This is a genomic window from Oxalicibacterium flavum (assembly GCF_014635065.1).
Lineage (GTDB): Bacteria > Pseudomonadota > Gammaproteobacteria > Burkholderiales > Burkholderiaceae_D > Oxalicibacterium > Oxalicibacterium flavum.
Map to the genome: position 1 here is coordinate 98,411 of NZ_BMCG01000003.1, position 23,288 is coordinate 121,698.

Below are 23,288 nucleotides of genomic sequence, written 5' to 3' on the forward strand. Positions count from 1 at the left end.
CGATCAGGCCGGCAGCGTCACCTCGAAGCAGCTGCCGCCGCCGGCGCGGCCGGTGCAGACCACTTCGCCGTCATGGCGTTGCGCGATCTGCCGCACCAGGCTGAGGCCGAGACCGACGCCGCCTTCGCGTTCGCTGGCGCCGGTCAGCCGGTAGAAGGGCGCGAAGATGTTTTCGCGTTCGCCGGCCGGCACGCCGGGACCGCCATCGCAAACCTGCAGACAGACCTTGCCGCCGGCGCTGTGCGCGAGCCGCACTTCGATCGGCGTGCCGTTGCCATAGCGCCGCGCATTCTCAAGCAGGTTGCGCACCATGCGGCGCAGCAGGCGCGCATCGCCCTGCAGTTCGACCGCCTCGGTTTCCAGTTCCGCTTCCACGCGCGCGCATTCCTCGGCCACCAGCGCGGTCAGATCGACCGGCGTGAACACCTGTTCGTTGCCGGCAGTGGCGTCGAGCCGGCTTGCCAGCAGGATTTCGTCGATCAGCTGGTCGAGCTCGGCGATGTTGCGCTTGAGCTCGTCGCGTAGCGCCGGCTGCGCATCGCCCGCCATCAGTTCGGCCGCCATGCTGATGCGCGCCAGCGGCGAGCGCAGTTCGTGCGAGGCATTGGCGAGCAGCGCCTTCTGCGCGTCAACCAGTGCCTCGATGCGCGCCGCCGAGCGGTTGAAACTTGCCGCCAGGCTCGCGACCTCGTCGCGGCCTTCGACCGGAATGCGCGTCGAAAGCTGGCCCGCGCCGAGCGCCTCGACGCTGGTCTTCAAGCGTTCGAGGCGACCGGTCAGGCGCCGCACCACCGGATAACAGCCGATGCCGATCACCAGCCCGATCAGGATCAGTGTGGTGCTGAAGCTGAACGGCGGCGCGCGCCGGCGGCCCGGCCGTTCGCCGACCAGCCAGCGGTCGTCCGGCAGCTTGACGGCAAACACCGGCGGGCCGCCATCCATCCAGCCGCTGCTGGTCTGCGATTCGTCGAGCGGTGGCAGCGGCCGGCCGATGGAGGCGATCACCTGCCGGTCGGCCGAATACAGCGTGAGATCGGTGCGCATGCGCGACTGCCAGCGCGACAGCGCACGCTGCTGTTCCTCGTTGCTGGCGTCGGCTGGCGGCAGCACGTCGGCTGCGATGGCGGCGAAGGATTCGAGGCTGGGGCCGATCTGGCGATAGTCGGCATTCCAGCGCCAGGCGGTCGCCACCAGCACGCCGGCGATGGCGAGACTGATGATGACTGCCAAGTAGATGCGCAGGTAAAGATGGTTGGGCCACGCCAGCAGGCCGCGTTTGCGTTCAGACATCCTGTGCCTTCGCGAACACGTAGCCGGCGCCGCGCACCGTGATGATGCGCTTGGGCTGTTTGGGATCGTCCTCGATGGCGGCGCGCAGGCGGCCGATGTGGACGTCGATCGAGCGGTCGAAGGCTTCCAGCGGCTCACCCTTGACCATGTCCATCAACTGTTCGCGCGACAGCACGCGGCCGGCACGTTCGGCCATCGCGGCCAGCAGGTTGAACTGGTAGGCGGTGACGCTGCGTTCCTTGTCGTCGAGCCGGATCATGCGCGCATCGAGATCGATCTCGAGCCGGCCGAAGCGCAGCACGCGCTCGCCGCTGGCCTGTATGCCCTGCTGGCGGCGCAGCACGGCGCGCAGGCGCGCCAGCAGTTCGCGGGGTTCGAAAGGCTTGGGCAGGTAGTCGTCGGCGCCGAGCTCGAGGCCGACCACGCGGTCCATGGGATCGCCCTTGGCGGTCAGCATCACGATGGGCAGCGCATTCTGCGGTGCGGGGAAGGCGCGGATCTGGCGGCACACGTCGAGGCCGTCGGCATCCGGCAGCATGAGGTCGAGCAGCACCACGGCGAATTCGTGCGCTTCGTTGCCGCGCAGGCGTTCGAGTCCGGCGGTGGCCGTATCGCAATGCTGTACGTCGAAGCCGTTCTGGCCCAGGTAGGTGGCGACCATGGCGGCGAGCCGCTGGTCGTCTTCGATCATGAGGAGGCGTTGATTCATGCGCGTAGTGTGTCGATTTGCGGACGAGACTGCAAGCGGGAGCATGCAAGAGGCGGCCGCGCCGGATCGCTCCGGCTGCGGCCGCCCCGGCCTATGCCTGCAGTCGGATCAAGGCTGGGCCGCGGGTTGCTGCGGTGCGGGCTTGCGCTCGCCATGCGGCTTGTGACCATGATGCTTGCCATGGAAACCGAACGGACCGCGATGCTTCTTCAACTGCTCGGCCGCCTTGACGCGTTGTGCCGGCGTCAGCACTTCGGCCGCATCGGCGAAGGCCTTGGTGGTGATGCGCGAGCGCTGGTCGGCCAGTTGCTGCTCGGCGGCACGCGCCTGTTCCAGTGCCTGACGGTCGATCTTGTCGGCCGACAGCAGCTTCAGGCGCTGTTCGCGTGCCTCGCGGCTTTTCTCGTGCAGCGGACGCAACTGCTCGAAGTTTGCCTGCGCAATCGCCTTGAGCTTGCCTTTCTGTTCGGCTGAGGCATCCGGTACCAGACGCGACAGCATGCGTTCGAAGCGTTTTTCGGCCTGTTCCGGACCGCCGCGCTTGTGCTTGCCGTCGGCGTGTTCGTGCTTCTGCTGCACGGTCGGCGCCGGCTGTTGCGGCGTCTGTGCGTGGCTGGTTCCGATCAGGGACATGGTGGCGACGACGGTTGCCGTGGCGCCTGCGATCAGCAGGCGGCGTGCGCGCCCGGATTGCGTGGTCGGCAGGGCGGTGAGGGTCGATTGGCTGTTCATTGAATCTCCTTTCAGTGGTTGCCTGCAAGTCGTGCAGGCATGGTGTCACTGTAGGTGTCCACTGTTGCGCACTCGCGTGCGCCCCGTAAAGTAATGTAAAGGCCGGAGCGGGCCTTGGCAGTGCATGCCGGACAAGGGTTTGCGCCCGTCTGCACCGCTGGCGGGCACGGCAGATGCATGTGCGTGTCGTGCATGCCGTGGCGGCATGGGTATGTTTTTTGCAATACGGCAAGGCAGGGCGTTGCGGATGTCGCCCGCCGGATTTTGCCGCTATGCGAGGAACACACATGGACCGACGCTGTTTCATTCATGCTGCCGCTGCCGCCGGTACCTGCCTGCTGGCGGGGCGGCCGGCACACGCGCAGATCGTGCGCATCCACGATGCGATCAACCAGTCGGGCCGCCAGCGCATGCTGTCGCAGCGCATGGCGAAGAGCTATCTGCAGGTCGGGCAGGACATCGACCGCGCGCGCTCGAACCGGATCTTCGCCGATTCCATCGCGCTGTTCGAACGGCAGCTGAAGAACCTGCAGGGTTTCGCGCCGAATGCCGAGAACCGCGGCACGCTGGCCGAACTGGACACGGTATGGCAGCGCTATCGCCAGACGCTGACGGCCGCCAGTCCCAACGCCGGCGACGCGCGGCAGGTAATGGCGCTCAGCGACGAAGTGCTGGCGCTGGCGCACGCATCGACGCTGCAGCTCGAGGCGCTGTCGGCCACCGAGAGCGGGCATCTCGTCAACATTGCGGGCCGCCAGCGCATGCTGTCGCAACGCATGGCGAAGTTCTATCAGGCAGTCAACTGGGGTGTGGCGCCGGCCGGCGCGCTCGATGCATTGGCGACCGCGCGCCGCGAATTCCTGGCGGCGATGCAGGAGCTGGAAGCGGCGCCCGTCAACACGCGTGCCTTGCTCGCCGAGCTCGAACTGGCGCGCCAGCAGTGGTTCTTCTTCGATCAGGCGCTGCGCACCGCGGCGGCGACGGCCGACAGCCGGCGGCGCTTTGCGACCAATGTCGCCACCACCAGCGAACGCATCCTGGAAACCATGGATCGCATCACCGGCATGTACGAACAGGCGGCATGACGCCGCACGCGGCGATGCGAGGTAAGCGGGAAATGCGGCGTCAGTGCGCCTTGCCGCAGACGTCACACGTCGGGTTGCGCGCGACCTTGATGCTGGTCCATTCCATGGTGCGCGCATCGAGCAGCAGCAGGCGGCCGGCCAGCGACTGGCCGATGCCGGCGACGATCTTCAGCGCCTCGGCTGCCTGCATGCTGCCGACGATGCCGACGATGGGCGCGAACACGCCCATGGTGGCGCAGTTGATCTCGTCGAACTGCTGGTCTTCCGGAAACAGGCAGGCATAGCACGGTGCGTCGCGGCGCGCGTCGAACACGCTGACCTGGCCGTCGAAGCGGATCGCCGCGCCCGACACCAGCGGCACGCGCTGCGCGACGCAGGCGCGGTTGATCGCATGGCGCGTGGCGAAGTTGTCGGTGCAGTCGAGCACCACCGAGGCGCGCGCCACCAGTTCCTCGAGCCGCTCGCCCATCACGCGTTCCTTGAGCGCGACGATCTCGATGGTCGGATTGATCTCGGCCAGCGCCTGCTTGCCGGAATCGACCTTGTTGCGGCCGACGCGCTCGGTGGTGTGCATGATCTGGCGCTGCAGATTGGTCATATCGACCGTATCGTCGTCCACCAGCGTCAGCGTGCCGATGCCGGCCGAGGCCAGATAGAGTGCCGCCGGCGAGCCGAGGCCGCCGGCGCCGATGATCAGGGCGTGGCCGGCCAGCAGTTTTTCCTGACCGGCGATGTCGATCTCGTCGAGCAGGATGTGGCGGGAATAACGGAGTAGCTGTTGATCGTTCATGGAGTCGGACCGGGCAGGGTCTGCAATCAAAAAAGCCGCATTGCTGCGGCTTTTTTATGGCAATCCCGGTTTATTTCTTATCCTCGGGTTTGGCGCCGTTCTTGTCACCACCATTCTTGTCGCCGGCGTTCGGGTCGTTGATGGTCGGCTCCTTCTTGCTTTCGACCTTGGCGGCCTTTGACAGCGTCACCGGCAGGCCCTTCAGATGGTTCAAGGCCTGCGCCAGCTGGAAATCTTCCTTGCTGCCGAACTCGAGCGGCTTGCGCTTCTTCTCGAGCGCGATCAGGCGCTGTTCTTCCTCGAGTTCGTCGATGGTCTCGGCGTGGACTTCGGGTGTCTTGTCCTTGTCGTTGGTCAGATGCTTCTGCAGGTCGGCTTCGCGCAGGCGCAGGCCGTTGAGGCCGTCGCCTTCTGCCGTTTCATCGACCATCAGGTCGGGCACGATGCCGCGCGCCTGGATCGAGCGGCCGTTCGGCGTGTAGTAGCGCGCCGTGGTCAGCTTGACGGCGGTATCGGCCGACAGCTGGCGGATGGTCTGCACCGAACCCTTGCCGAAGGTCTGCGTGCCCATGATGACGGCGCGCTTGTGATCCTGCAGCGCGCCGGCCACGATCTCGGAAGCCGAGGCCGAACCCGAGTTCACCAGCACCACGATCGGAATCTTCTTCAGTGCCGCCGGCAGCTTGGACAGCGGATCGCCGACTGCGCGCGTTGCATAGAATTCGCGGCGTGCATAGAAGGTCTGCTTGGAATCGGGTAGCTGGCCGTTGGTCGAGGTCACCACCACGTCCTTCGGCAGGAAGGCGGCCGATACGCCGATCGCGCCCGGCAGCACGCCGCCCGGATCGTTGCGCAGGTCGAGCACCAGGCCCTTCAAGTTCGGATCCTCGGCGTAGAGCGCGGCGATCTTGCGCGCCATGTCTTCCACGGTCGGCTCCTGGAACTGGGCGATGCGCAGCCAGGCATAGCCGGGTTCGACCATCTTGGACTTGACGCTCTGCACGCGGATTTCCTGGCGCGTGATGGTCACCACCACCGGCTTGTCTTCTTCCTTGCGGGCGATGGTCAGCGTGATCTTGGTATTGGGTTCGCCGCGCATGCGCTTGACGGCCTCGTCCAGCGTCATGCCCTTGACCGGCGTCGAATCGAGACGCGTGATCAGGTCGCCGGCCTTGATGCCCGCCTTGTATGCCGGCGAATCCTCGATCGGCGAGATCACCTTGACGTAGCCGTCTTCCATGCCGACTTCGATGCCGAGGCCGACGAACTTGCCCTGCGTGCCTTCGCGCAGTTCCTTGAAGGCTTTCTTGTCGAGATAGGCCGAGTGCGGATCGAGCGAGGAGACCATGCCGGAAATGGCTTCGGTCAGCAGCTTCTTGTCATCGACCGGTTCCACGTAATCGGACTTGATCAGACCGAACACGTCGGCCAGTTGGCGCAGTTCCTCGAGCGGCAGCGGTGAACCGGTATTTCTTTGCGCGATCGCGTCGAGCTGCGTCCCCATTCCGATGGCGCCGGCCATCATGCCGAGACCGACCAAAGCGATATTCTTGAGTTTCGTTCCCATGTTCACCTGACAGTTACCCACCCGAGCGGGTCAAACGCGCGGCCCTGATGCCGCATTTCGAAGTATAAACCCGATTGATCGTTGCCGCCGCTGCTGCCGGTGCTGGCAATGACATCGCCCGATTTGACCACATCTCCCGGCCGTTTCAGGACCGACTGGTTGTTGCCGTAGATCGTCATGTACTGGCTGCCGTGGTCAACGATGATCAGGTTGCCGAAGCCGCGCAGCCAGTCGGCAAAGACCACGCGGCCGCCGGCGATGGCGCGCACCTCGGTGCCCTCGGCGGCGCGGATGAAGAGTCCCTTCCAGGTCGGACCGTCGCCGCGCCGGCTGCCGAAGCGTGCCGTGATGTCGCCGGCGATCGGCAGGCGCAGCTTGCCGCGCAGGGCGGCGAAGGCGCCGTCGGCCATGCCGGCCTGCGGCGTCAGGCTGTTGCGTGCCACGGCCTGGGCGGGCGGTTCGTCGTCCTCGATCGCGTCGGGCCGCGCGATGCGGCCGCCGGCGTCGCGCGTGGCGGTGCCGGCCTGGCGGTTGGCCTGGGCCGCTGCCGCAGCGCGCCGTTCGCGCTCGGCCTTGGCGCGCGCCAACTGTTCCTGACGGCGTTTTTCGGCAGCGGCGGCTTCCGCCTTGCGCTGTTGTTCGATCAGCACGTTGAGACGGTTGACCAGCGTGCCGAGCCGGCGTTCGTCGCGCTCGATGGTGCCGGCCTGCTTGCGCTGCGCCGACAGCTTGCTCGACAGCTGCGCCACCAGTGTCGCGTGCTGCGCCTTTTCCTTCTGCAGGATGGCGTGCTGTTCGCGCGCCTCGGCCGCGATCTCATCGAGCTCGGTCTTGGCGTTCTGTACCTTTTCCTGGCTTTCCTCGAGCTTGTGCAGGTTCTCGCGCAGCGATTCGATCAGCGATGCCTGGGCGCGCGAGACGTAGCCCATGTACTGCAGCTCGCGGTTGATGCGGTTCGGATTGTCGCCCGACAGCAGCAGCTTGATGCGGTCCTCGTTGCCGGCCACGTACTGCTCGCGCAGCAGCTTGGCGAGCTGCGCCTGCTGCGCATCGACTGTCTTTTGCAATTCGGCCATCTGGCGCGACAGTTCGGCCAGCCTGGCTTCGGTCTCACGCTGCTCGCGTCCGAGGTCGCGCAGGTTGCGCTGCGCGTCCGAGATCGCGGCTTCCGATTCGGCCAGCGCATCGGCTGCCGTGCTGCGTGCGCTTTCGGTACGGTCGATCTCGCGCTTGAGCGTGGTCAGCTGGCGGCGCAGGTCGGCGCGTTCGGTCTCGGCTTCCTTCTTCTGCTTGCTGCGGTCGGTTTCCTTCTGCGCATGCGCCGGCAGACCGAACGCGAGGGCCGCCAGCAGGCCGCAGGAAAGCAGGGCGTGCCGCAGGTCGGCAGGAGAACGGAGACGGAATGGTGAAGCGATGGGCACGAGTTACTTGGCGGTTCCGGTTGCGGCGGTGGCGGCGCCGGTGGTGCTGGCCTCGCCGAGATAGTAGTGGCGGATCGGCTTGAGGTCGGCGTCGAGCTCATAGACGATGGGCCGGCCGTTCGGAATGTTGAGCGAGACGATGTCTTCGTCGCTGATGCCGTCGAGCTCCTTGATCAGGGCGCGCAGGCTGTTGCCGTGCGCCGAGATGATGACGTTCTTGCCGGCGCGGATCTGCGGCGCGATGACTTCTTCCCAGTACGGCACCACGCGCACCACGGTGTCCTTCAGGCATTCGCCGAGCGGGATTTCCTCGCGCTTGAGGTTGGCGTAGCGCGGATCGCCGTAGGAGGTGCGTTCGTCGTCGGCATTCAGCGGGCTCGGCGGGATGTCGAAGCTGCGGCGCCATTGCATCACCTTGTCGGCGCCGTACTTGGTCGCGGTCTCGGCCTTGTTCATGCCCTGCAGGGCGCCGTAGTGCCGCTCGTTGAGGCGCCAGTGGCAGACCACCGGAATCCACATCAGGTCCATTTCGTCGAGCGTGATCCACAGGGTGCGGATGGCGCGCTTGAGCATCGACGAATAGGCGAGGTCGAAGGTGAAGCCGGCCTCGCGCAGCAGGACGCCGGCATGTTTTGCCTCCGCGCAACCCTTCTCCGTCAGATCGACGTCGGCCCAGCCCGTGAAGCGGTTTTCCAGATTCCAGGTCGATTCGCCGTGGCGCATCAATACGATTTTGTACATGAGTCTGATAGGTGATGATGGATTTTTGATGCAAAATGCCGAATCCGGATCGGTCCGGCCTTCTATTTTATAATGCGAACATTCTTTCTACCCACTGGAACACCGTGAATTTCTTTGCTGACATCAACAATCTGGTCCTGCTGGCAATCGTGCTGCTGTCCGGCGGCGCCCTCGTGGCTCATACCCTGCAACGCGCGGGTGCAAAGGTAACACCCTTGCAGGCAACGCAACTGCTCAATCAGGGCAAGGCCCTGATACTTGACGTGCGCAGCGAGGAAGAGTTCGCGGCCGGCCATGTCAAGGATGCAAAAAATATTCCGCTCAAGGTGCTCAAGGAGCGCAGTGGCGAGCTCGAGAAGTTCAAGACCCGGCCCGTGATCACGGTCTGCGCGCGGGGCTTGCAATCCAACAAGGCAGCCTCACTTCTGAAAAAACAGGGTTTCGAACAGGCCTCCAGCCTGCTCGGCGGCCTCGAAGCCTGGCAGGCGCAGGGCCTGCCGGTCAGCAAGAAAAAGGAGTGATCATGACTGCCGCGGTAACGATGTACAGCACGGGCGTATGCCCCTATTGCGTGATGGCCGAACGCCTGCTGAAGGCCAAGGGCATAGCCGACATCCAGAAGATCCGCGTCGATCTCGATCCGCAGCAGCGCGCGCTGATGATGGAAAAGACCGGCCGCCGCACGGTACCGCAGATCTACATCGGCGACACGCACGTCGGCGGTTTCGACGATCTGAACGCGCTCGAGCGCGCCGGCAAGCTCGATTCCCTGCTGCAGGGCGCCTGATCCACAGTTTGTATTGCGGCAACAATCAGGCGGGCAGTTGCCCGCCTTCCTTCATAATCGATCCACCTCTGACTGAAACGAAAGACCTTCATGGCTGACGAAAACCTGCAACCCGTATTCCAGATCCAGCGCGTCTATCTGAAAGACCTCTCGCTCGAACAACCCAACTCGCCCGAGATCTTTCTGGAGCAGGAAGCCCCGGCGATCGAGGTAGCCGTCGATGTCGGCGCGCGTGCACTGGCCGAAGGCATCTATGAATCGACCGTGACGATCACCGTGACTGCCAAGGTCAAGGACAAGACCGCGTTCCTGGTGGAAGGCAAACAGGCCGGCATCTTCGAAATCCGCAACATCCCCGACGAACAGGCTGATCCGCTGCTTGGCATCGGCTGCCCCAACGTCATCTATCCGTACCTGCGCGCCAACATTGCCGACATGATCACGCGCGCCGGCTTCCCGCCTGTGCACCTGAGCGAGATCAACTTCGAACTGTTCTACCAGCAGCGCCTGCAGGCCCTGGCCGAACAGCAGCAGAAGGAAGAAGGTACGGGCCTGGTCATGCCGGACGGTTCGTCCGCCTCGACCAAGCACTAAAGGCAGACGATGCGGATGGCGCGGCATGTCGGACGGATGGTCGGCATGCGCCGCGCCTGTGCCGCGCTCGCGCTGTGCGTGGCCGCCACGGGTGGCTTGGCCCATGCCGCTAGCTACCGTTCGGTCGGCGCGGAGCCGGCCATTCTCTACAATGCGCCGACCGAGCGCGCGCGCAAGGTCTTCATCGCGCCGCAGGGCATGCCGGTCGAAGTCATCCTCGAGCAGGATGGCTGGAGCAAGATCCGCGATGCCAGCACGGATCTGTCGTGGGTCGAAAGCCGGCTGCTGGTCGCCAGACGCATGGTGGTCGTCACCGCCGACCATGCCGTGATGCGCATGGCGCCGTCCGATACTGCACCGGTGGCCGGAACGGCGGAGAAGGGCGTGCTGTTCGAGCTGGCGGCGCCCGCCAACGCTGGCTGGGTCAAGGTGCGGCATGCCGACGGCAGCGGCGGCTACCTGAAGGCTGGCGATGTCTGGGGCGACTGACGTCCCCGTTCTGCACGATGCATGCGGCCCGCTGGCCGCGTTTTCTTTCGTAGGCGCGATCTTTTCATGAACATCACCATACTTGGCGCCGGGGCCTGGGGCACGGCACTCGCGATTTCCCTCGCCGCCTCGCACGCGGTCGTGCTGTGGGGACGCGAACCCGAAGGCATGCGCGAGGCGCAGGAACGCCGCGAGAACCGCGCCTATCTGCCGGGCTTTACCTTGCCGGACGGGCTGGCGCTGACGGCCGACTTCGATGCCGCCGTCGCGCATGCCGGCAGCGACGGACTGCTGCTGGTGGCGACCTCGCTGTCTGGCCTGCGGCCGATCGCGACGCGCCTGAAGGGACGCAATATTCCGCACGTGGTCTGGCTGTGCAAGGGCTTCGAGGAAGAAACCCATCTGCTGCCGCACCAGGTCGTGCGCGACATCCTTGGCGACGGCGTGCCGACCGGCGCGCTGTCCGGCCCCTCGTTTGCGCAGGAAGTGGCCCAAGGGTTGCCGGGCGCGCTGGTGATCGCCTCGGCCGACGCCGCCCTGCGCCAGCGTGTGGTGGAAGCGGTGCACGGCCGCAACCTGCGCGTCTATTCGACCGACGACCTGACCGGGGTCGAGGTCGGCGGCGCGGTCAAGAACATCCTGGCGATCGCCACCGGTGTCACCGACGGCCTGGGACTCGGACTCAATGCGCGTGCGGCGCTGATCACGCGCGGCCTGGCCGAGATCACGCGGCTCGGCGTCGCGCTCGGCGGGCGGGCCGAAACCTTTACCGGCCTGGCCGGCATGGGCGACTTGATCCTGACCTGTACCGGCGACCTGTCGCGCAACCGGCGCGTCGGTCTGGGACTCGCGCAGGGCAAGCCGCTCGAGCAGATCGTGGCGGAACTGGGGCACGTCGCCGAAGGCGTGCGCTGCGCGCAGGCGGTGCGTGCGCTGGCCGCGAAGCTGAAGGTGGAAATGCCGATTGCCGATGCGGTGGCCGCCGTGCTGTTCGACGGCACGCCGCCGCGCGAGATGGTCGCCAACCTGCTGGCGCGCGACCCGCGCGTCGAGAACGGCTGAGGTCAGTTGCCCGCGTGTTCCGTATGCGGGAACAGCAGCGTCAGCAATACCGAGGAATCTTCCAGCGCGTGCAGCGCATGCGGTTCGCCGCCGGCCAGATAGACGAGTTGGCCGGGGCGCATGTTCTGCGTCCTGCCGTGCGCCTCCAGTTCGATTTCGCCTTCTATGCACTGGATCGTGACGGCGCCGGGCACCGTGTGCTCGGGCAGGCCCTTGCCGCGCGGCAGGACCAGCCGCATCAGTTCGAGCTGCGAAGTCTTGAAGAGTGCGTTGGAGTGCGCCTCGTCGAGGCGGGGGCCGAGCGGATTGATGTCGATCAACTGGCCGGATGAGGCATGCGGTAGCGCCATCTTGTTCTCCTCGACGAAAGTGGATGTGTCTGCCGCCAGTGCCGGCAGGTTCTAGTGCACTGTTCCGCAAATACCTGCACATGAAATCGCGCCTTCGCGCCCAGGGCAGCGTTGCAACTCCTCGCGATAGTTGGCTGTCGCTGCGGTTTGCGCCTTGCCCTGAACGCGAATCCATCGATTTCTTTTGCACAGCTACTTGCGGAACAGTGCACTAGCATACACCCGCGATGCGGGCCGTCGTCAAATGACGAGGTACTGCTGTCTGGACAGCCTAATCGTCTTCGGGTTCCTTGAGCTTTGCCTTGAGTAGGCGCTGCTGGGCCTGGCGCTGTGCAGAGTTCGATGCCTTGTGCGGTCCGGCCGCGCGCTGCTTTGCGGCCACCGCATAGGGATTGCGCGGCGCGCGTTGCGAGGGTTCGAGACGGATGACGAGCTTCTGTCGTCTGGCGAGCGCCTTGTTGGCCATGGCAATAAAACGTGCCTCCGGGGAGGCACGTATTCGGTTACAGCACGTAGCGCGACAGGTCTTCATCGACCGACAGCGCACCCAGCCGCTCATCGACATAGGCGGCATCGATCTGCAGTTCGCGCGCGCCGCTGTCGCCGGCCGCGAACGAGATTTCCTCAAGCAGTTTTTCCATCACCGTGTAGAGACGGCGCGCGCCGATGTTCTCGGTCTTTTCGTTGACCGAATAGGCGATCTCGGCCATGCGCTTGATGCCTTCCGGGGTAAAGACCAGCCGCACGTCCTCGGTGCCGAGCAGGGCTTCGTACTGGCGCGTCAGGCAGGCATCGGTGCCGGTCAGGATGCGCTCGAAGTCGGCGATCGACAGCGATTCCAGTTCGACGCGGATCGGGAAGCGCCCCTGCAGTTCGGGAATCAGGTCCGACGGCTTGGACAGGTGGAAGGCGCCGGACGCGATGAACAGAATGTGATCGGTCTTGATCATGCCGTACTTGGTGTTGACGGTGGTGCCCTCGACCAGCGGCAGCAGGTCGCGCTGCACGCCGGCGCGCGAGACGTCGCCGCCGCCGACTTCCGAGCGCGTGGCGATCTTGTCGATCTCGTCGAGGAACACGATGCCGTTCTGCTCGACGTTGGCGATCGCCTTCTGCTTGAGTTCGTCCTCGTTGACGAGCTTGGCGGCTTCCTCGTCGATCAGCAGTTTCATCGCCTCGCGGATCTTGACCTTGCGCGCCTTCTTGCGATTGCCGCCGATGCCGGAAAACATGCCCTTGATCTGCTCGGTCATCTCTTCCATGCCGGGCGGCGCCATGATTTCCATGGTCGGCGCGGCTTCGGCCAGCTCGATCTCGATCTCGGTGTCGTCGAGCGTGCCTTCGCGCAGGCGCTTGCGGAAGGTCTGGCGCGTGCTGTTGCCGGCGTTCTTGTCGCTGTCGGTCGCGCTCGGCTGTCCATTGCCGAAGCCGAAATCGCGTGCCGGCGGCACCAGGATATCGATGATGCGGTCTTCGGCGGCGTCCTCGGCGCGCGCGCGCACCTTGCGCATCTCGGTTTCGCGCGTCTGCTTGATGCCGATCTCGGCGAGGTCGCGGATGATGGTATCGACGTCGCGGCCGACGTAACCGACCTCGGTGAACTTCGTTGCCTCGATCTTGATGAAGGGCGCATCGGCCAGCTTGGCGAGGCGGCGCGCGATCTCGGTCTTGCCGACGCCGGTCGGGCCGATCATCAGGATGTTCTTGGGCGTGATCTCGTGGCGCAGCGGCTCGGCCACCTGCTGGCGGCGCCAGCGGTTGCGTAGCGCGATGGCGACCGCGCGCTTGGCATTGCCCTGGCCGACCACGTGCTTGTCGAGTTCGGAGACGATTTCCTGGGGAGTCATGTTCATGGTGTGATGTTCTGTCAGTCCAGCGTTTCGATGATGTGCGAGAGGTTGGTGTAGATGCACAGTTCGCCGGCGATCGTCAGCGATTTCTTCACGATCTCGGCCGGCGGCAGGTCGGTGTTCTCGAACAGCGCCTTGGCGGCCGACTGCGCATAGCTGCCGCCGGAACCGATGGCGCCGATGCCGTCGTTGGGTTCCAGCACGTCGCCGTTGCCGGTGATGACCAGCGTGCTGTCGCGGTCGGCCACCAGCAGCATGGCTTCCAGGCGGCGCAGCATGCGGTCGGTGCGCCAGTCCTTGGCCAGTTCGACCGAGGCGCGCATCAGATGTCCCTGGTGCTTCTCGAGCTTGGCCTCGAAGCGTTCGAGCAGCGTGAAGGCGTCGGCCGTGCCGCCGGCAAAGCCGACCAGCACCTTGTTGTGATAGACCTTGCGCACCTTGCGCGCGGTGCCCTTCATGACGATGTTGCCGAGCGTGACCTGACCGTCGCCGCCCAGCGCGACGATGTTGCCACGCCGGACAGAGAGGATGGTGGTGCCGTGAAATTGTTCCATGCGTGTCTCTTTGATCAATGATTGGATGCGGCTTGCCACAGTCGCGGCCGCGCGGGTTTCCGGGAGAAGTGGGGGCGGCCCCGCCGATTGCAAGACAAAAAGAGGGCGGCAGGCCCGCAGATCAGGTTCAGGTATTGCGCGGCAGAATGCGCACCAGGTCCTGGAAACCCATCACGTGGCAGAGCGCCGCGATGAAGTGATTGGCATTGTACAGCTCGATGGTGCGGCCACTGTTGATGAGCGGCATCAGGCCGCTGAAGAGCTGGCTGGCAGCGGAGAAATCCATGCGCACCAGATGGGTGCAGTCGAGTACCGCCGGCTGATGCGCTTCGACGAAGGCGACGACCTGCGTCAGCAGGGTGTCGTTGCCGGCACTGACCACGGCCGGCATGGCAAAGCGGACGGCCGCTTCGTCGTCCGGAGTGTCGGCAGCTTCTTCCGTTCCCGCCACCACCGTGTCGTGCGGTGCGACAAAGGCCGGCGGCGATACTTCGAATGTGATGCAGTAGTCGATGCTGGCTTCCTCGAATTCCGTCTCGCGATTGAGCAGGCGCAGCAGTTCGAGCAGCAGCAGCCACGGCGCTTCGGTTTCGTCGCGCCGCCCGACGGCGAGAATGGCGCGGATCTTTGCAGTCAGTTCAACGGCGCCGGCCAGCATCAGATGATGGCCGGATCGTTGCAGGCGCTTGAGGATGTTGAGCAGCAGTCCGCAGCCGACCGGGTCAACCGCGGAGACGCGCGTGAAGTCGAGGCGCAGCGTCTCGCTCATGTCGGACAGATTGCGCAGGCGTTCGAGCTGCTTGACGATGCCGCTGTCGAGCGTGCCGCCGAAGGCGACTCCTGGCGTGGCGCCGCCCCTGGATGCTGCCGGCCGGGTGCGATCGTCATGTCCGGGATCGCGCCAGGCTGGCGGCGAGCGTTCGAAGCGGCTGGCGTAATCGACTGCCAGGTTTTCGAACTGTTCGCGTTGATCCGTGATCTGGTACAGGTCGAACAGCATGCCCCAGACGGAAAGCGGCATGCTGCCTGCCGCATCGTTGTCGATGGCGTGGCGCAGAATCGGTTCGATGGTATTGGTCTGGCCGTTGGCGAACAGGATGGCTGCTTCCTCGATGACGGGCGCGGCCTCCGACAGCGCGACCGGGCCGGGTCTGGTTTCCGCATGCAGGAGCAGGGAGGTGGTCGAGCCCGCATGCGGCAGCGTCTGTTGCGTGAGCGATGCGTTCGGTGCGGGTACGGTAAGCGGCTGCAGGCTGCTTGGCGGTGTCGTCAGCGGAAACGGATCATCGGCCGGAAATGGCAGCGTGTTGCCGCTGAATGGAAGCGGTTGCACGAACTCTGACGACATTTCCGATTCGATGGCATCGATCTTGTCGGCAGTGACGCGCGAGGGTTTGCGCGGCGGAATGCGCTCGCTGTCGTCGCGGGGCGTCGCCTGGCGTCCCTTGCTGCGCGAAGAGGCGCCGCCCGGTTTGCGGCCGGCCGGCGCCTTCTCCTTCTTTCCGAATAAAGAGAAAATTCCCACGTGTTTCCTGTTATGCGGCGGCGTGCCGTGATGCGTGGCGCATGCCGGGTTGCAGGCCGCCTGCAACGATTGGCAGGCCGGCTCCGGAACTGCTAAAAGGTAACACAAAGCAACCGCAAACTTGTGCGGTTGCCGGGATTTGTCACAATTTTTTGATGGACTTGTCTTAAAAACGCGTGCGTACGCCGACGATCAGGTTGCGCTCGGTAAGCGGCGCGACTTCGCGGAGAACGGAGGTCGATAGGCGGATATCGTCGTCGAGCAGATTCTTGATGATCGCGAACCATGTCACCGGATAGGCGCCGATGCGTTGCGTATAGGACAGATTGGCATCCACGCGCGTATAGGATGGAACCGCGAAATCCTCGAAGCCGGCCAGGCGTGTCTGCTTCTTCGCATGCAGCACGCTGAAGCCCGAACGCCAGTCGCCCTGTTTGTAACCGACTTCGCCGCCAACACGGGTTGTCGGTTGCAGGGGCAGGTTGCCGCCACCGTTGGTCAGCTTGCCGCGCGAGGTATCGGCAAAGCCGCGCAACGACAGGCCGTCGCCGTAGAGGTTGTAGCTGACCTCGGCTTCGGCGCCGCGGATGCGCGCATCGCCCTGCGACCAGAAGCGTTCGGTGAATTCGCCATCGGGTTCGACGTGGCCGTGATCGTCGACCGTGTCGCCCATGCGACCATAAACGTAGTTCTTGACCTGGTTGTGGAACAGGTTGGCCTTCCAGCGCACGAGTCCTTCGGTCTTCTGCAGACTGATTTCGAGATTGCGCGAGGTTTCCTTGCGCAGGTTGGCGTCGCCGATGTCGTAGGTCGCGGTCGCTTCGTGCGGTCCGTCCGAATACAGTTCCTCGACCGATGGTGCGCGTTGCGCCACCGAGCCGGTCAGGCCCAGCGCGTAGCCGGGCGTGAAGCTCCAGAGTCCGCCCAGCGAGTATGAACCCAGCGTGAAGTCGCGCGACGGCAGGGCGGATTCCGCCTCCGGCTTGTGCTTGACCGATTCGACGCGGCCGCCGGCGCTCAGGCGCAGCGGGCCGAAATCGCGTTCCTCGAGGATGAAGGCGGCGATCGATTCGGTCTTGGTCAGCGGCACCGTGGCATGGCCGTGGTCGTGATCGTGGTCGTCATCATCATCGTCGTCATGGTCATCGTCGTGCTCGGCAGGCAGTGCAGAGAAGCGCGAATTCTCCGTCTGTAGGCCGAAGGTGCCGCGCCAGCCGGCCAGCTCCCTGTGCGTCAGCTCGAGGCGCGACTCGAGCGCGCGGTTCTTGAAGGTCACGGCCGGTTCGCCGTCCTCGTGATGTTCGGTGTGCTCGTAGTCGGTATGGCCGACCTTGAAGCGCAGCGATTCGAAGTTGGCGAACGGATTGCGCAGCAGGCCGTCGAGGTCGAAGCGCGTCTGCTTGAGCGTGATGAACGAGCGTTCCTCGGTCGGGATGCCGTACTTGTCGTCGTTGCCGCCGACCGACGCGCCGATGTGGCCCCAGTCCTGGATGTAGGCGGCGCCGAAGCCGAGGCTGGAAGCGCGCGCGAACGAGTTGGGCAGCCTGCCGGAAGCCGAGTCCGGATCGCCGAGATCGGCACGGCCCGGGATCTTGTAGTCGTCGGCATCGCGGAAGTTGCCGTCGAGATGCAGACCGATGTTGCCGCTGGCCGCATCAACCGAGGTTGAGACCTGCTTGCCGCGATCGGCCGTGCCGTATCGCACTTCGGCTTCGCCGCTGGGTTTGTCGACCAGTACGGTCGGGATGCGGTCGTTGACGATGTTGACCACGCCGCCGATGGCGCCCGAACCGTAGAGCAGCGAGGCCGGGCCGCGCAGGATTTCGACCTGGCGCGCGGTCGCCGCTTCACCGGCGACCGCATGGTCGTTGGAGAAGGTGGAGGCGTCGAGCACCGACATGCCGTTCTGCAGGATCTTCACGCGCGGACCTTCCATGCCGCGGATGATGGGACGCGAGGCGCCGGCGCCGAAGGCGGAGGCCGATACGCCGGGTTCGAGCGAAAGCGTGTCGCCCAGCGAACCGCCGAGCTTGTTGCGCAGTTCGTCGCCGGACAGCACCTTGGCCGGCGCCAGGATCTGGTTGTCCGGCGTATCGTTGAAGGGCGTCGCCGTGACGGTGACGGAGGGCAGGGTTTGCTGCGGCTGCTGTGTTTGCGATGCGCTTTGCGCGAGCGCGGAAGCGGACATGGTGGCCAGCGCGGACAGGACGGCGCTCGCCAACAGGGTACGTTGGGCAATCATGGATAGTTCCTCGAAAAACGGATGACGGCGCATGCACGGCCGTGGAGCTGCATGCGGGTGAAGCGGGTTTCCGTCAGTTCGAGGGTGGGGCGCGCGGCGAGAAATGGCAGATCGGCGGTGCAACCCAGGACGCATGGGCGGTCCACAGCGCGAGCACGCGCGCGCCCGGCAGCAGCGGCAGTTGCGGCGGCAGCAGTGCGCCGCCGTCGGCCAGGGTCAGGCCATCGACCAGCACGCAGGAATGATGGGCATCCTCGTGGTCCGCCGGTTGGTGATCGAGGTCGGCCACCGCCTGCCATGTGGCCGCAACGGCTGCATGCGGCAGACCGCTGTGCTCGATGCGGTGGTGCAGTCCGCTCCATTGCGCGCACAGCATGGCAGCCACCAGCCAGGCGACGAGCCAGGGGCGGGTGAGCGATGCGAGCAAGGGATGGCGGCGGAGATTCATGGCAGGGTCAGCGGGAATGCGGCGAAGAAGCGGGCGCGCGCCGCGTCGGCATCCGCATGCCGTCTGCGGCGGCGTGTGGTGCAACGAGGAGGGACGAGGTCATGGCCGGTTCTGGAAACGGTTGGCGGAAGAAACGAATGTCAGGCGTGTGAACGGACTGCGATTCTCAATGGCTGTGCCGCATGCCGCAGCGCGAACCCAGCGCCAGTCCCTTGCAGGCCGCGGCGAGCTCGGCATGGCAGGCTTTTTCGCCCTTGCCGTCGCGCAGGCATTGCGCGGCGGCCGTATGCGCATCGGCCATGGCCTGGTGGCGCGCGATGGTCTGCTTTTCATGATCCTTGTCGTGTTCGTGGTCATGCGCGTGCGCGGACAGGGCGACGACGGCGAACAGGGCAAGCAGCGTGTGTTTCATGGGTTTGCTCCGGGCAGGCTGAAGGAGTGCGGCATTGCGGCGGCGCAAGGTGCCGCATCATGCCGGAAGGCGATGCCGGCAACGGTCGCCGTCACGCCACAAGTTTGCAACAATGTTGCATTCTACAAAAAAACAAAGCGCGCGGATAGAGCCGCGCGCCAGTCCGGTTGCCCGGGGTGTCGCCAGACGCCGAATGATCGGCGCCGGAGAATCAGTCGCCGTACAGCTTCTGCTTGAGTTCGCGGCGCTGCTGCGCTTCGAGCGACAAGGTTGCGGTAGGACGCGCCAGCAGGCGTGCCACGCCGATCGGTTCGCCGGTTTCTTCGCACCAGCCGTATTCGCCGGCGTCGATGGCGGCGATCGATTGCTGGACCTTCTTCAGCAGCTTGCGTTCGCGATCGCGCGTGCGCAGTTCGAGTGCGTGTTCTTCCTCGATGGTGGCGCGGTCGGCCGGATCCGGCACCAGCACGGTTTCGCGCAGGTGCTCGGTGGTCTCGTCGGCGTTGCGCAGGATTTCCCTTTCGAGCTGTTGCAGGCGATCCTTGAAGAACGCCAGCTGCGCGTCATTCATGTAGTCCTTCTCGCCCATCTTCAGAATCTGTTCCTCTGTCAACAGCGCGCCATTCTCGGGTGTCGTCTTTGATGTCTTGGTTGCCACTTCGCTTGCCTTTGAAACTACGGATGGATCAATATTATCTGCAATTCGGGAAGTGCTCCTGGTGGCAGCACCGGCCCCGGATCGAGACGCGTTCTTTGTGGCTGCGGATGGCGCCGTCTTGCGCGCCGCTGCCGTGGTTTTCAATGCCGCGCCAGCGGCCGGCTTGCCCGTTTTTCTGACGGGCGCCGCAACCTTGGCGGGTGCAGGTTTTGCCGTCTTGGCCGCGCTGGAACGTGCGGCGGCGGGTGCCTTGGCTTTCGTTGGCGCGGGGGATTTTACCGCACTCTTGGCCGTTGTCTTTTTTGCCGGCGTCGCAGCGGTTTTGGCGGCAGTGCGGACGGTTTTCTTTGGCGTGGCCGCCGATGCCTTCACGGCCGGTTTCGCTGCGGTCTTGCCGGCGGCAGGTTTGGCCTTGCCGGCGGCAATTGTCTTGGGAGCGGATTTTCCTGCGCTTTTCACTGCCTTTGTGACGGTTGCGTTCATAGTCTTTCGTCCTTGATGAACCTTACCACGCTCTAACGGCCGCAGCCCCTGCGATTTGCCTCCCTCGCCTTGCAGGCTGCCCCAGATAATCGGGGCTAGTTTATACCAAACATTGTTTCAATCCGAGAATAAAAGTGTCCTGTGGAAGATTTTGGCCGATGAAGACCATCTTGTTCGATCGGGCCTCGTTTTCGCCCCATTTGGCACCGATGTCGGTGCCCATGATCTGGTGCACGCCCTGGAAGATGACCTTGCGGTCGGCGCCGTCCATCCACAGCACGCCCTTGTAGCGCAGCATGCGCGGACCATAGACCTGGACGATGGTGCCCAGGTATTCGTCGAGCTTCTCGGCCTGGAACGGGCGGTCGGACTGGAACACGAAGGCGGCGATGTTGTCGCTGTGCTGCGCGTGGTGATGGTCGTGATGGTGGTGCTCGTGGTCGCAATGTTCGCCGCAGGCGTGGCCGTCGTGATCGTGATCATGCACATGCTTATGCTCATGCGCGTGTTCCTGCGCGGAAATAAAGTCCGGGTCCAGTTCCAGCTTGTCGTTGAGGTTGAAGCCGCGCAGATCCAGGACTTCCGAGATTGCCACCTTGCCGAAATCGCTGGTGACGATGGGTGCGCGCGGATTGATGCGGCGCAGGCGCGCCATCAGCTGCTGCACGGCCGCCTCGTCAACCAGATCGGTCTTGGACAGCAGCAGCTTGTCGGCAAAGCCGACCTGGCGCTGCGCTTCCTTGTAGGTGTCGAGCTGGTGCATTGCATGGCGCGCATCGACCACCGTCACTACCGCGTCGACCAGATATTCGCTGGCGACTTCCTCGTCGATGAAGAAGGTCTGCGCGACCGGTCCCGGATTGGCGAGGCCCGTGGTTTCGATCACCACGTGGTCGAAGGAGATTTCTCCGGCGGCACGGCGGCGCGCGAGGTCGGTCAGTCCCATGATGAGGTCGCCGCGCACGGTGCAGCAGATGCAGCCGTTGTTCATCTCGATGATCTGCTCGCGGCTTTCCTGCACCAGGATTTCGTTGTCGATGTTTTCCTGGCCGAACTCGTTTTCGATGACGGCGATCTTGAAACCATGCGGTTCGTGCAGGATGCGGTTGAGCAGCGTGGTCTTGCCGGCGCCGAGGAAGCCGGTGAGGATGGTGGCGGGAATCAGTGCCATGCTTGTTCCTTGTTATCTGCTCTGGGCTGCGCAATCGGCGCACAGGCCCTTGATGGTGAGTTCGATGTCGTGGCTCTGGAAGCCCTTGCCCAGCGTGCTGTGCAGAATCTTCTGCAACTGCTGGCGCAGCGTGGCGGCGGAGCCTGCCTTGCGTGCATCCATGTCGGTGGTGAACAGTTTTTCATCGACGTTCTCGATGCAGAACACGCGCGCGCAGCGCGTGCACTTGAAATGGCCGTGCTGGTGCTGATGCGCATGACCGTCGCCGGCTTCGGCTTCCTCGAGGCCGGCGCTGTAGCGGAACACGCGGTCGTCGCCCGAAATCTTGTGCGCGAGGCCGGCATCGGTCAGGCCGTCGAGCGCGCGATACAAGGTGACGCGATCCATGCCGGGCAACATGTCTTGTACATCCTGGTGCGACAGCGCATGGCGCGCGCCCAGCAGTGCGGCCAGTACCTTGATGCGCGCGTCGGTGGTGCGCAGCGCGGAATTGCGCAACTGGCCTTCGGCCAGCGCCGGATAGTCGTGGGCATTCTTTTTCATGACGGGACTCTTTGGAGATACAGACGGATTATGCCTCAATCGTGCAATCGAGTTGCATGATCGGCTGCGGCAGCTTGGTCTGGAAGGAAACAGGGAAGGCCGGGAATCGTTCAGGCACCGGCTTTCTTCTTTGCGCGCGGATGCGCGGCGTCATAGACCTGCGCCAGCCGCTGGAAATCGAGCGAGGTATAAATCTGGGTGGCTGAGATCGAGGCATGGCCGAGCATTTCCTGCACCGCGCGCAGATCGCCCGACGATTGCAGCACGTGCGAGGCGAACGAATGCCGCAGTACGTGCGGATGCACGTCGGTCGGCAGGCCGATCGCCTGGGCATGCGCCTTTAGCCGCAACTGCAACACGCGCGCCGAGACGCGCGCGCCGCGCTCGTTGAGGAACAACGGATGCGGGTCCAGCTTGACCAGCGCGGCGCGCAGCGGCAGCCATTCCTGCAGCGCATCCATCGCCGCCTGTCCGACCGGCACCGTGCGCGCCTTGCTGCCCTTGCCGGTCACCGTGACTTCGTGCGCGTCGAAATCGATCCAGCCGGCCGACACGTAGTGGCCTTCCTTCGCATAGCGTACGTCGAGCCCGACCAGTTCGGACACGCGCAGCCCGCTCGAATAGAGCAGCTCGAACATCGCGCGGTTGCAGGCTTGCAGCGCCGGATTGGCGCTTGCCTGCGCGTTCGGTTCCGACACCACGCGTACCGCGTCGTCGGCCGCCAGCGCCTTGGGCAGCGTCTTGCTGCGCTTGGGCGGCTTGATGCCTTCGACCGGATTGGCGTTGATGACCTTGGTTTGCGCCAGCCAGTCGAAGAAGCCGCGCCAGGCCGACAGCTTGCGTGCGATGGAGTGTGCATTGAGGCCGCGCCCGTGCAGGGTGGCGGCGAATTTGCGGATGCGGAAATGGTCGATGGCGGCCAGCGATGCCTGTGACTCGCCGGCGGTGGCGAGCGCGAGCAGCTCCAGCAGGTCGCGCCGGTAGGCGCTGCGCGTGAGTGCCGCCAGTTGCCGCTGCCCGGCCAGATGATCGAGATAGCCGTCTATCCAGGCGAGATTGGCGGCATCCATGGAAGTCAGTCGAGCAGGCTGGCCAGCGCGGCGCTGGCGGTCTTGCCGATGCTGTCGAGGAAGTCGGTTGCCATGTCGGCGCTGAAGCGGTTGGCGTCGGACGACCCGAGCACCAGCAGGCCGAAGGCCTTGCCTTCGCTGCCGTCGGCGCGCAGCGGGATCAGCGCGACCGAGGCGATTGCCGGCGCGTCTTCGAACCAGGTGGTGGCTTCGAAATCGTTGTTGGGACCGCAGAAGGGAACCGTCATGCCGCCGGCGAACAGGCGCGAGTCGTCCGAAACCGGCGCGGCGAACCACGCGTGCGCGAATTCCTCGGCCACGCCCCACAGGCGCAGCGTCACGTGCGGCACGTTGAAGGTGCTTTGCAGGCCGGCCGTCAGCGTGTGCGGCAGATCGACGTCGTTGCGCGCGCGCAGCAGGTCGCGCGTCCAGAGCTGGAACTTGTGCGTGATGTCGTCGTTTTCCTGGCCGATGCGCATGAGTTCGACCAGCCGCAGTTCCATCGCCTTGAGCTTTTCGCGCATTACATCGACCTGGCGTTCCTGCAGCGACAGCGTGCGACCGCCGAGCACGCTGGACAGGCGCACCTGCGACAGCAGTTCGGCGTGTTCCTCGAAGAATTGCGGATGGGAGAGCAGATAGTCGGCGACGGCGTTGGAGTCCATGGAGCGTTTTTCCTTGCGGGTGAGAAGCGGGCCGCGCCTGTCGGCGCCGG

General features: G+C 64.8%; 27 protein-coding genes. 7 read left to right on the plus strand and 20 right to left on the minus strand.

Features of this window, described 5'->3' with window-relative positions:
* Positions 1-3: 3 nt before the first annotated feature.
* From IEV38_RS07440 to IEV38_RS07450, 3 genes are all read right to left on the minus strand, one after another.
* On the minus strand, positions 4-1,290 hold the full coding sequence (locus IEV38_RS07440; protein ID WP_188395568.1) for a sensor histidine kinase: 1,287 nt from the start codon (positions 1,288-1,290) through the stop codon (positions 4-6).
* Positions 1,283-1,999, minus strand: coding sequence for a response regulator (locus IEV38_RS07445; RefSeq protein WP_229728929.1), 717 nt, complete (start codon positions 1,997-1,999; stop codon positions 1,283-1,285). The genes IEV38_RS07440 and IEV38_RS07445 overlap by 8 nt, the downstream gene beginning before the upstream one ends.
* A 108-nt stretch (positions 2,000-2,107) precedes the next feature.
* Positions 2,108-2,731, minus strand: a complete 624-nt coding sequence (locus IEV38_RS07450; protein ID WP_188395569.1) for a Spy/CpxP family protein refolding chaperone — start codon at positions 2,729-2,731, stop codon at positions 2,108-2,110.
* A gap of 287 nt (positions 2,732-3,018) precedes the next feature.
* Here IEV38_RS07450 and IEV38_RS07455 point away from each other — a divergent pair, with 287 nt between their 5' ends.
* Positions 3,019-3,816 carry a type IV pili methyl-accepting chemotaxis transducer N-terminal domain-containing protein gene (locus IEV38_RS07455; protein ID WP_188395570.1) on the plus strand — a complete coding sequence of 266 codons (798 nt, stop codon included), beginning with the start codon at positions 3,019-3,021 and terminating at the stop codon, positions 3,814-3,816.
* 40 nt (positions 3,817-3,856) lie between these two features.
* Here the strand turns inward: IEV38_RS07455 and IEV38_RS07460 are convergent, their stop codons facing one another.
* The 4 genes from IEV38_RS07460 to gpmA all read right to left on the minus strand — a co-directional run bounded on the left by IEV38_RS07460 (position 3,857) and on the right by gpmA (position 8,335).
* Positions 3,857-4,606: a HesA/MoeB/ThiF family protein gene (locus IEV38_RS07460; RefSeq protein WP_188395571.1), complete on the minus strand. Its 750-nt coding sequence runs from the start codon at positions 4,604-4,606 to the stop codon at positions 3,857-3,859.
* A gap of 70 nt (positions 4,607-4,676) precedes the next feature.
* The gene (locus tag IEV38_RS07465; protein ID WP_188395572.1) at positions 4,677-6,173 is read right to left on the minus strand and encodes a S41 family peptidase; all 1,497 of its coding nucleotides are present in this window, start codon (positions 6,171-6,173) and stop codon (positions 4,677-4,679) included.
* A 2-nt stretch (positions 6,174-6,175) separates the two neighbouring features.
* Positions 6,176-7,594, minus strand: coding sequence for a murein hydrolase activator EnvC family protein (locus tag IEV38_RS07470; RefSeq protein ID WP_371869850.1), 1,419 nt, complete (start codon positions 7,592-7,594; stop codon positions 6,176-6,178).
* Between the two features lie 3 nt (positions 7,595-7,597).
* The gene (gene gpmA / locus IEV38_RS07475) at positions 7,598-8,335 is read right to left on the minus strand and encodes a 2,3-diphosphoglycerate-dependent phosphoglycerate mutase (RefSeq protein ID WP_188395573.1); all 738 of its coding nucleotides are present in this window, start codon (positions 8,333-8,335) and stop codon (positions 7,598-7,600) included.
* Between the two features lie 35 nt (positions 8,336-8,370).
* On the opposite strand from gpmA, the gene IEV38_RS07480 reads away from it, so the two are divergent.
* The 5 genes from IEV38_RS07480 to IEV38_RS07500 all read left to right on the plus strand — a co-directional run bounded on the left by IEV38_RS07480 (position 8,371) and on the right by IEV38_RS07500 (position 11,267).
* The gene (locus tag IEV38_RS07480) at positions 8,371-8,856 is read left to right on the plus strand and encodes a rhodanese-like domain-containing protein (RefSeq protein ID WP_188395574.1); all 486 of its coding nucleotides are present in this window, start codon (positions 8,371-8,373) and stop codon (positions 8,854-8,856) included.
* Positions 8,857-8,858: 2 nt separating this feature from the next.
* The gene (gene grxC, locus IEV38_RS07485) at positions 8,859-9,122 is read left to right on the plus strand and encodes a glutaredoxin 3 (RefSeq protein WP_188395575.1); all 264 of its coding nucleotides are present in this window, start codon (positions 8,859-8,861) and stop codon (positions 9,120-9,122) included.
* Between the two features lie 90 nt (positions 9,123-9,212).
* The gene (secB, locus tag IEV38_RS07490; RefSeq protein WP_188395576.1) at positions 9,213-9,716 is read left to right on the plus strand and encodes a protein-export chaperone SecB; all 504 of its coding nucleotides are present in this window, start codon (positions 9,213-9,215) and stop codon (positions 9,714-9,716) included.
* A gap of 45 nt (positions 9,717-9,761) precedes the next feature.
* On the plus strand, positions 9,762-10,205 hold the full coding sequence (locus tag IEV38_RS07495) for an SH3 domain-containing protein (protein WP_188395577.1): 444 nt from the start codon (positions 9,762-9,764) through the stop codon (positions 10,203-10,205).
* A gap of 66 nt (positions 10,206-10,271) precedes the next feature.
* Positions 10,272-11,267: an NAD(P)H-dependent glycerol-3-phosphate dehydrogenase gene (locus IEV38_RS07500; protein WP_188395578.1), complete on the plus strand. Its 996-nt coding sequence runs from the start codon at positions 10,272-10,274 to the stop codon at positions 11,265-11,267.
* Between the two features lie 2 nt (positions 11,268-11,269).
* Here IEV38_RS07500 and IEV38_RS07505 read toward each other — a convergent pair whose 3' ends face one another.
* The 9 genes from IEV38_RS07505 to dksA all read right to left on the minus strand — a co-directional run bounded on the left by IEV38_RS07505 (position 11,270) and on the right by dksA (position 19,306).
* Positions 11,270-11,617: a cupin domain-containing protein gene (locus IEV38_RS07505; protein ID WP_188395579.1), complete on the minus strand. Its 348-nt coding sequence runs from the start codon at positions 11,615-11,617 to the stop codon at positions 11,270-11,272.
* Between the two features lie 271 nt (positions 11,618-11,888).
* A complete protein-coding gene (locus tag IEV38_RS07510) occupies positions 11,889-12,083 on the minus strand; it encodes a hypothetical protein (protein ID WP_188395580.1) in 195 nt (64 codons plus the stop codon).
* Positions 12,084-12,120: 37 nt separating this feature from the next.
* Entirely contained in the window at positions 12,121-13,470 is a 1,350-nt protein-coding gene (gene hslU, locus IEV38_RS07515) for an ATP-dependent protease ATPase subunit HslU (RefSeq protein ID WP_188395581.1), read from the minus strand.
* Between the two features lie 14 nt (positions 13,471-13,484).
* Positions 13,485-14,021, minus strand: coding sequence for an ATP-dependent protease subunit HslV (gene hslV, locus IEV38_RS07520; RefSeq protein ID WP_188395582.1), 537 nt, complete (start codon positions 14,019-14,021; stop codon positions 13,485-13,487).
* 127 nt (positions 14,022-14,148) lie between these two features.
* Entirely contained in the window at positions 14,149-15,546 is a 1,398-nt protein-coding gene (locus tag IEV38_RS07525; RefSeq protein WP_188395583.1) for an STAS domain-containing protein, read from the minus strand.
* Positions 15,547-15,712: 166 nt separating this feature from the next.
* Positions 15,713-17,788, minus strand: a complete 2,076-nt coding sequence (locus tag IEV38_RS07530; RefSeq protein WP_188395584.1) for a TonB-dependent receptor — start codon at positions 17,786-17,788, stop codon at positions 15,713-15,715.
* Positions 17,789-17,861: 73 nt separating this feature from the next.
* Positions 17,862-18,236 carry a hypothetical protein gene (locus IEV38_RS07535; protein WP_188395585.1) on the minus strand — a complete coding sequence of 125 codons (375 nt, stop codon included), beginning with the start codon at positions 18,234-18,236 and terminating at the stop codon, positions 17,862-17,864.
* A 166-nt stretch (positions 18,237-18,402) separates the two neighbouring features.
* A complete protein-coding gene (locus IEV38_RS07540) occupies positions 18,403-18,648 on the minus strand; it encodes a hypothetical protein (RefSeq protein ID WP_188395586.1) in 246 nt (81 codons plus the stop codon).
* A 211-nt stretch (positions 18,649-18,859) separates the two neighbouring features.
* Entirely contained in the window at positions 18,860-19,306 is a 447-nt protein-coding gene (gene dksA / locus IEV38_RS15460) for an RNA polymerase-binding protein DksA (protein WP_188395587.1), read from the minus strand.
* A gap of 61 nt (positions 19,307-19,367) precedes the next feature.
* Here dksA and IEV38_RS15465 point away from each other — a divergent pair, with 61 nt between their 5' ends.
* Entirely contained in the window at positions 19,368-19,805 is a 438-nt protein-coding gene (locus tag IEV38_RS15465; protein WP_188395588.1) for a hypothetical protein, read from the plus strand.
* A gap of 84 nt (positions 19,806-19,889) precedes the next feature.
* On the opposite strand, the gene IEV38_RS07555 is transcribed toward IEV38_RS15465, so the two are convergent.
* From IEV38_RS07555 to IEV38_RS07570, 4 genes are all read right to left on the minus strand, one after another.
* On the minus strand, positions 19,890-20,960 hold the full coding sequence (locus tag IEV38_RS07555; RefSeq protein ID WP_188395589.1) for a CobW family GTP-binding protein: 1,071 nt from the start codon (positions 20,958-20,960) through the stop codon (positions 19,890-19,892).
* A 12-nt stretch (positions 20,961-20,972) separates the two neighbouring features.
* Positions 20,973-21,503 carry a Fur family transcriptional regulator gene (locus IEV38_RS07560; protein WP_188395590.1) on the minus strand — a complete coding sequence of 177 codons (531 nt, stop codon included), beginning with the start codon at positions 21,501-21,503 and terminating at the stop codon, positions 20,973-20,975.
* 110 nt (positions 21,504-21,613) lie between these two features.
* Positions 21,614-22,573 (minus strand): tyrosine recombinase XerC, encoded by a 960-nt coding sequence (gene xerC / locus IEV38_RS07565; RefSeq protein WP_188395591.1) that lies wholly within the window; start codon positions 22,571-22,573, stop codon positions 21,614-21,616.
* Positions 22,574-22,578: 5 nt separating this feature from the next.
* Complete coding sequence (locus IEV38_RS07570) at positions 22,579-23,238, minus strand: DUF484 family protein (protein WP_188395592.1); 660 nt, start codon at positions 23,236-23,238, stop codon at positions 22,579-22,581.
* Positions 23,239-23,288 lie beyond the last annotated feature (50 nt).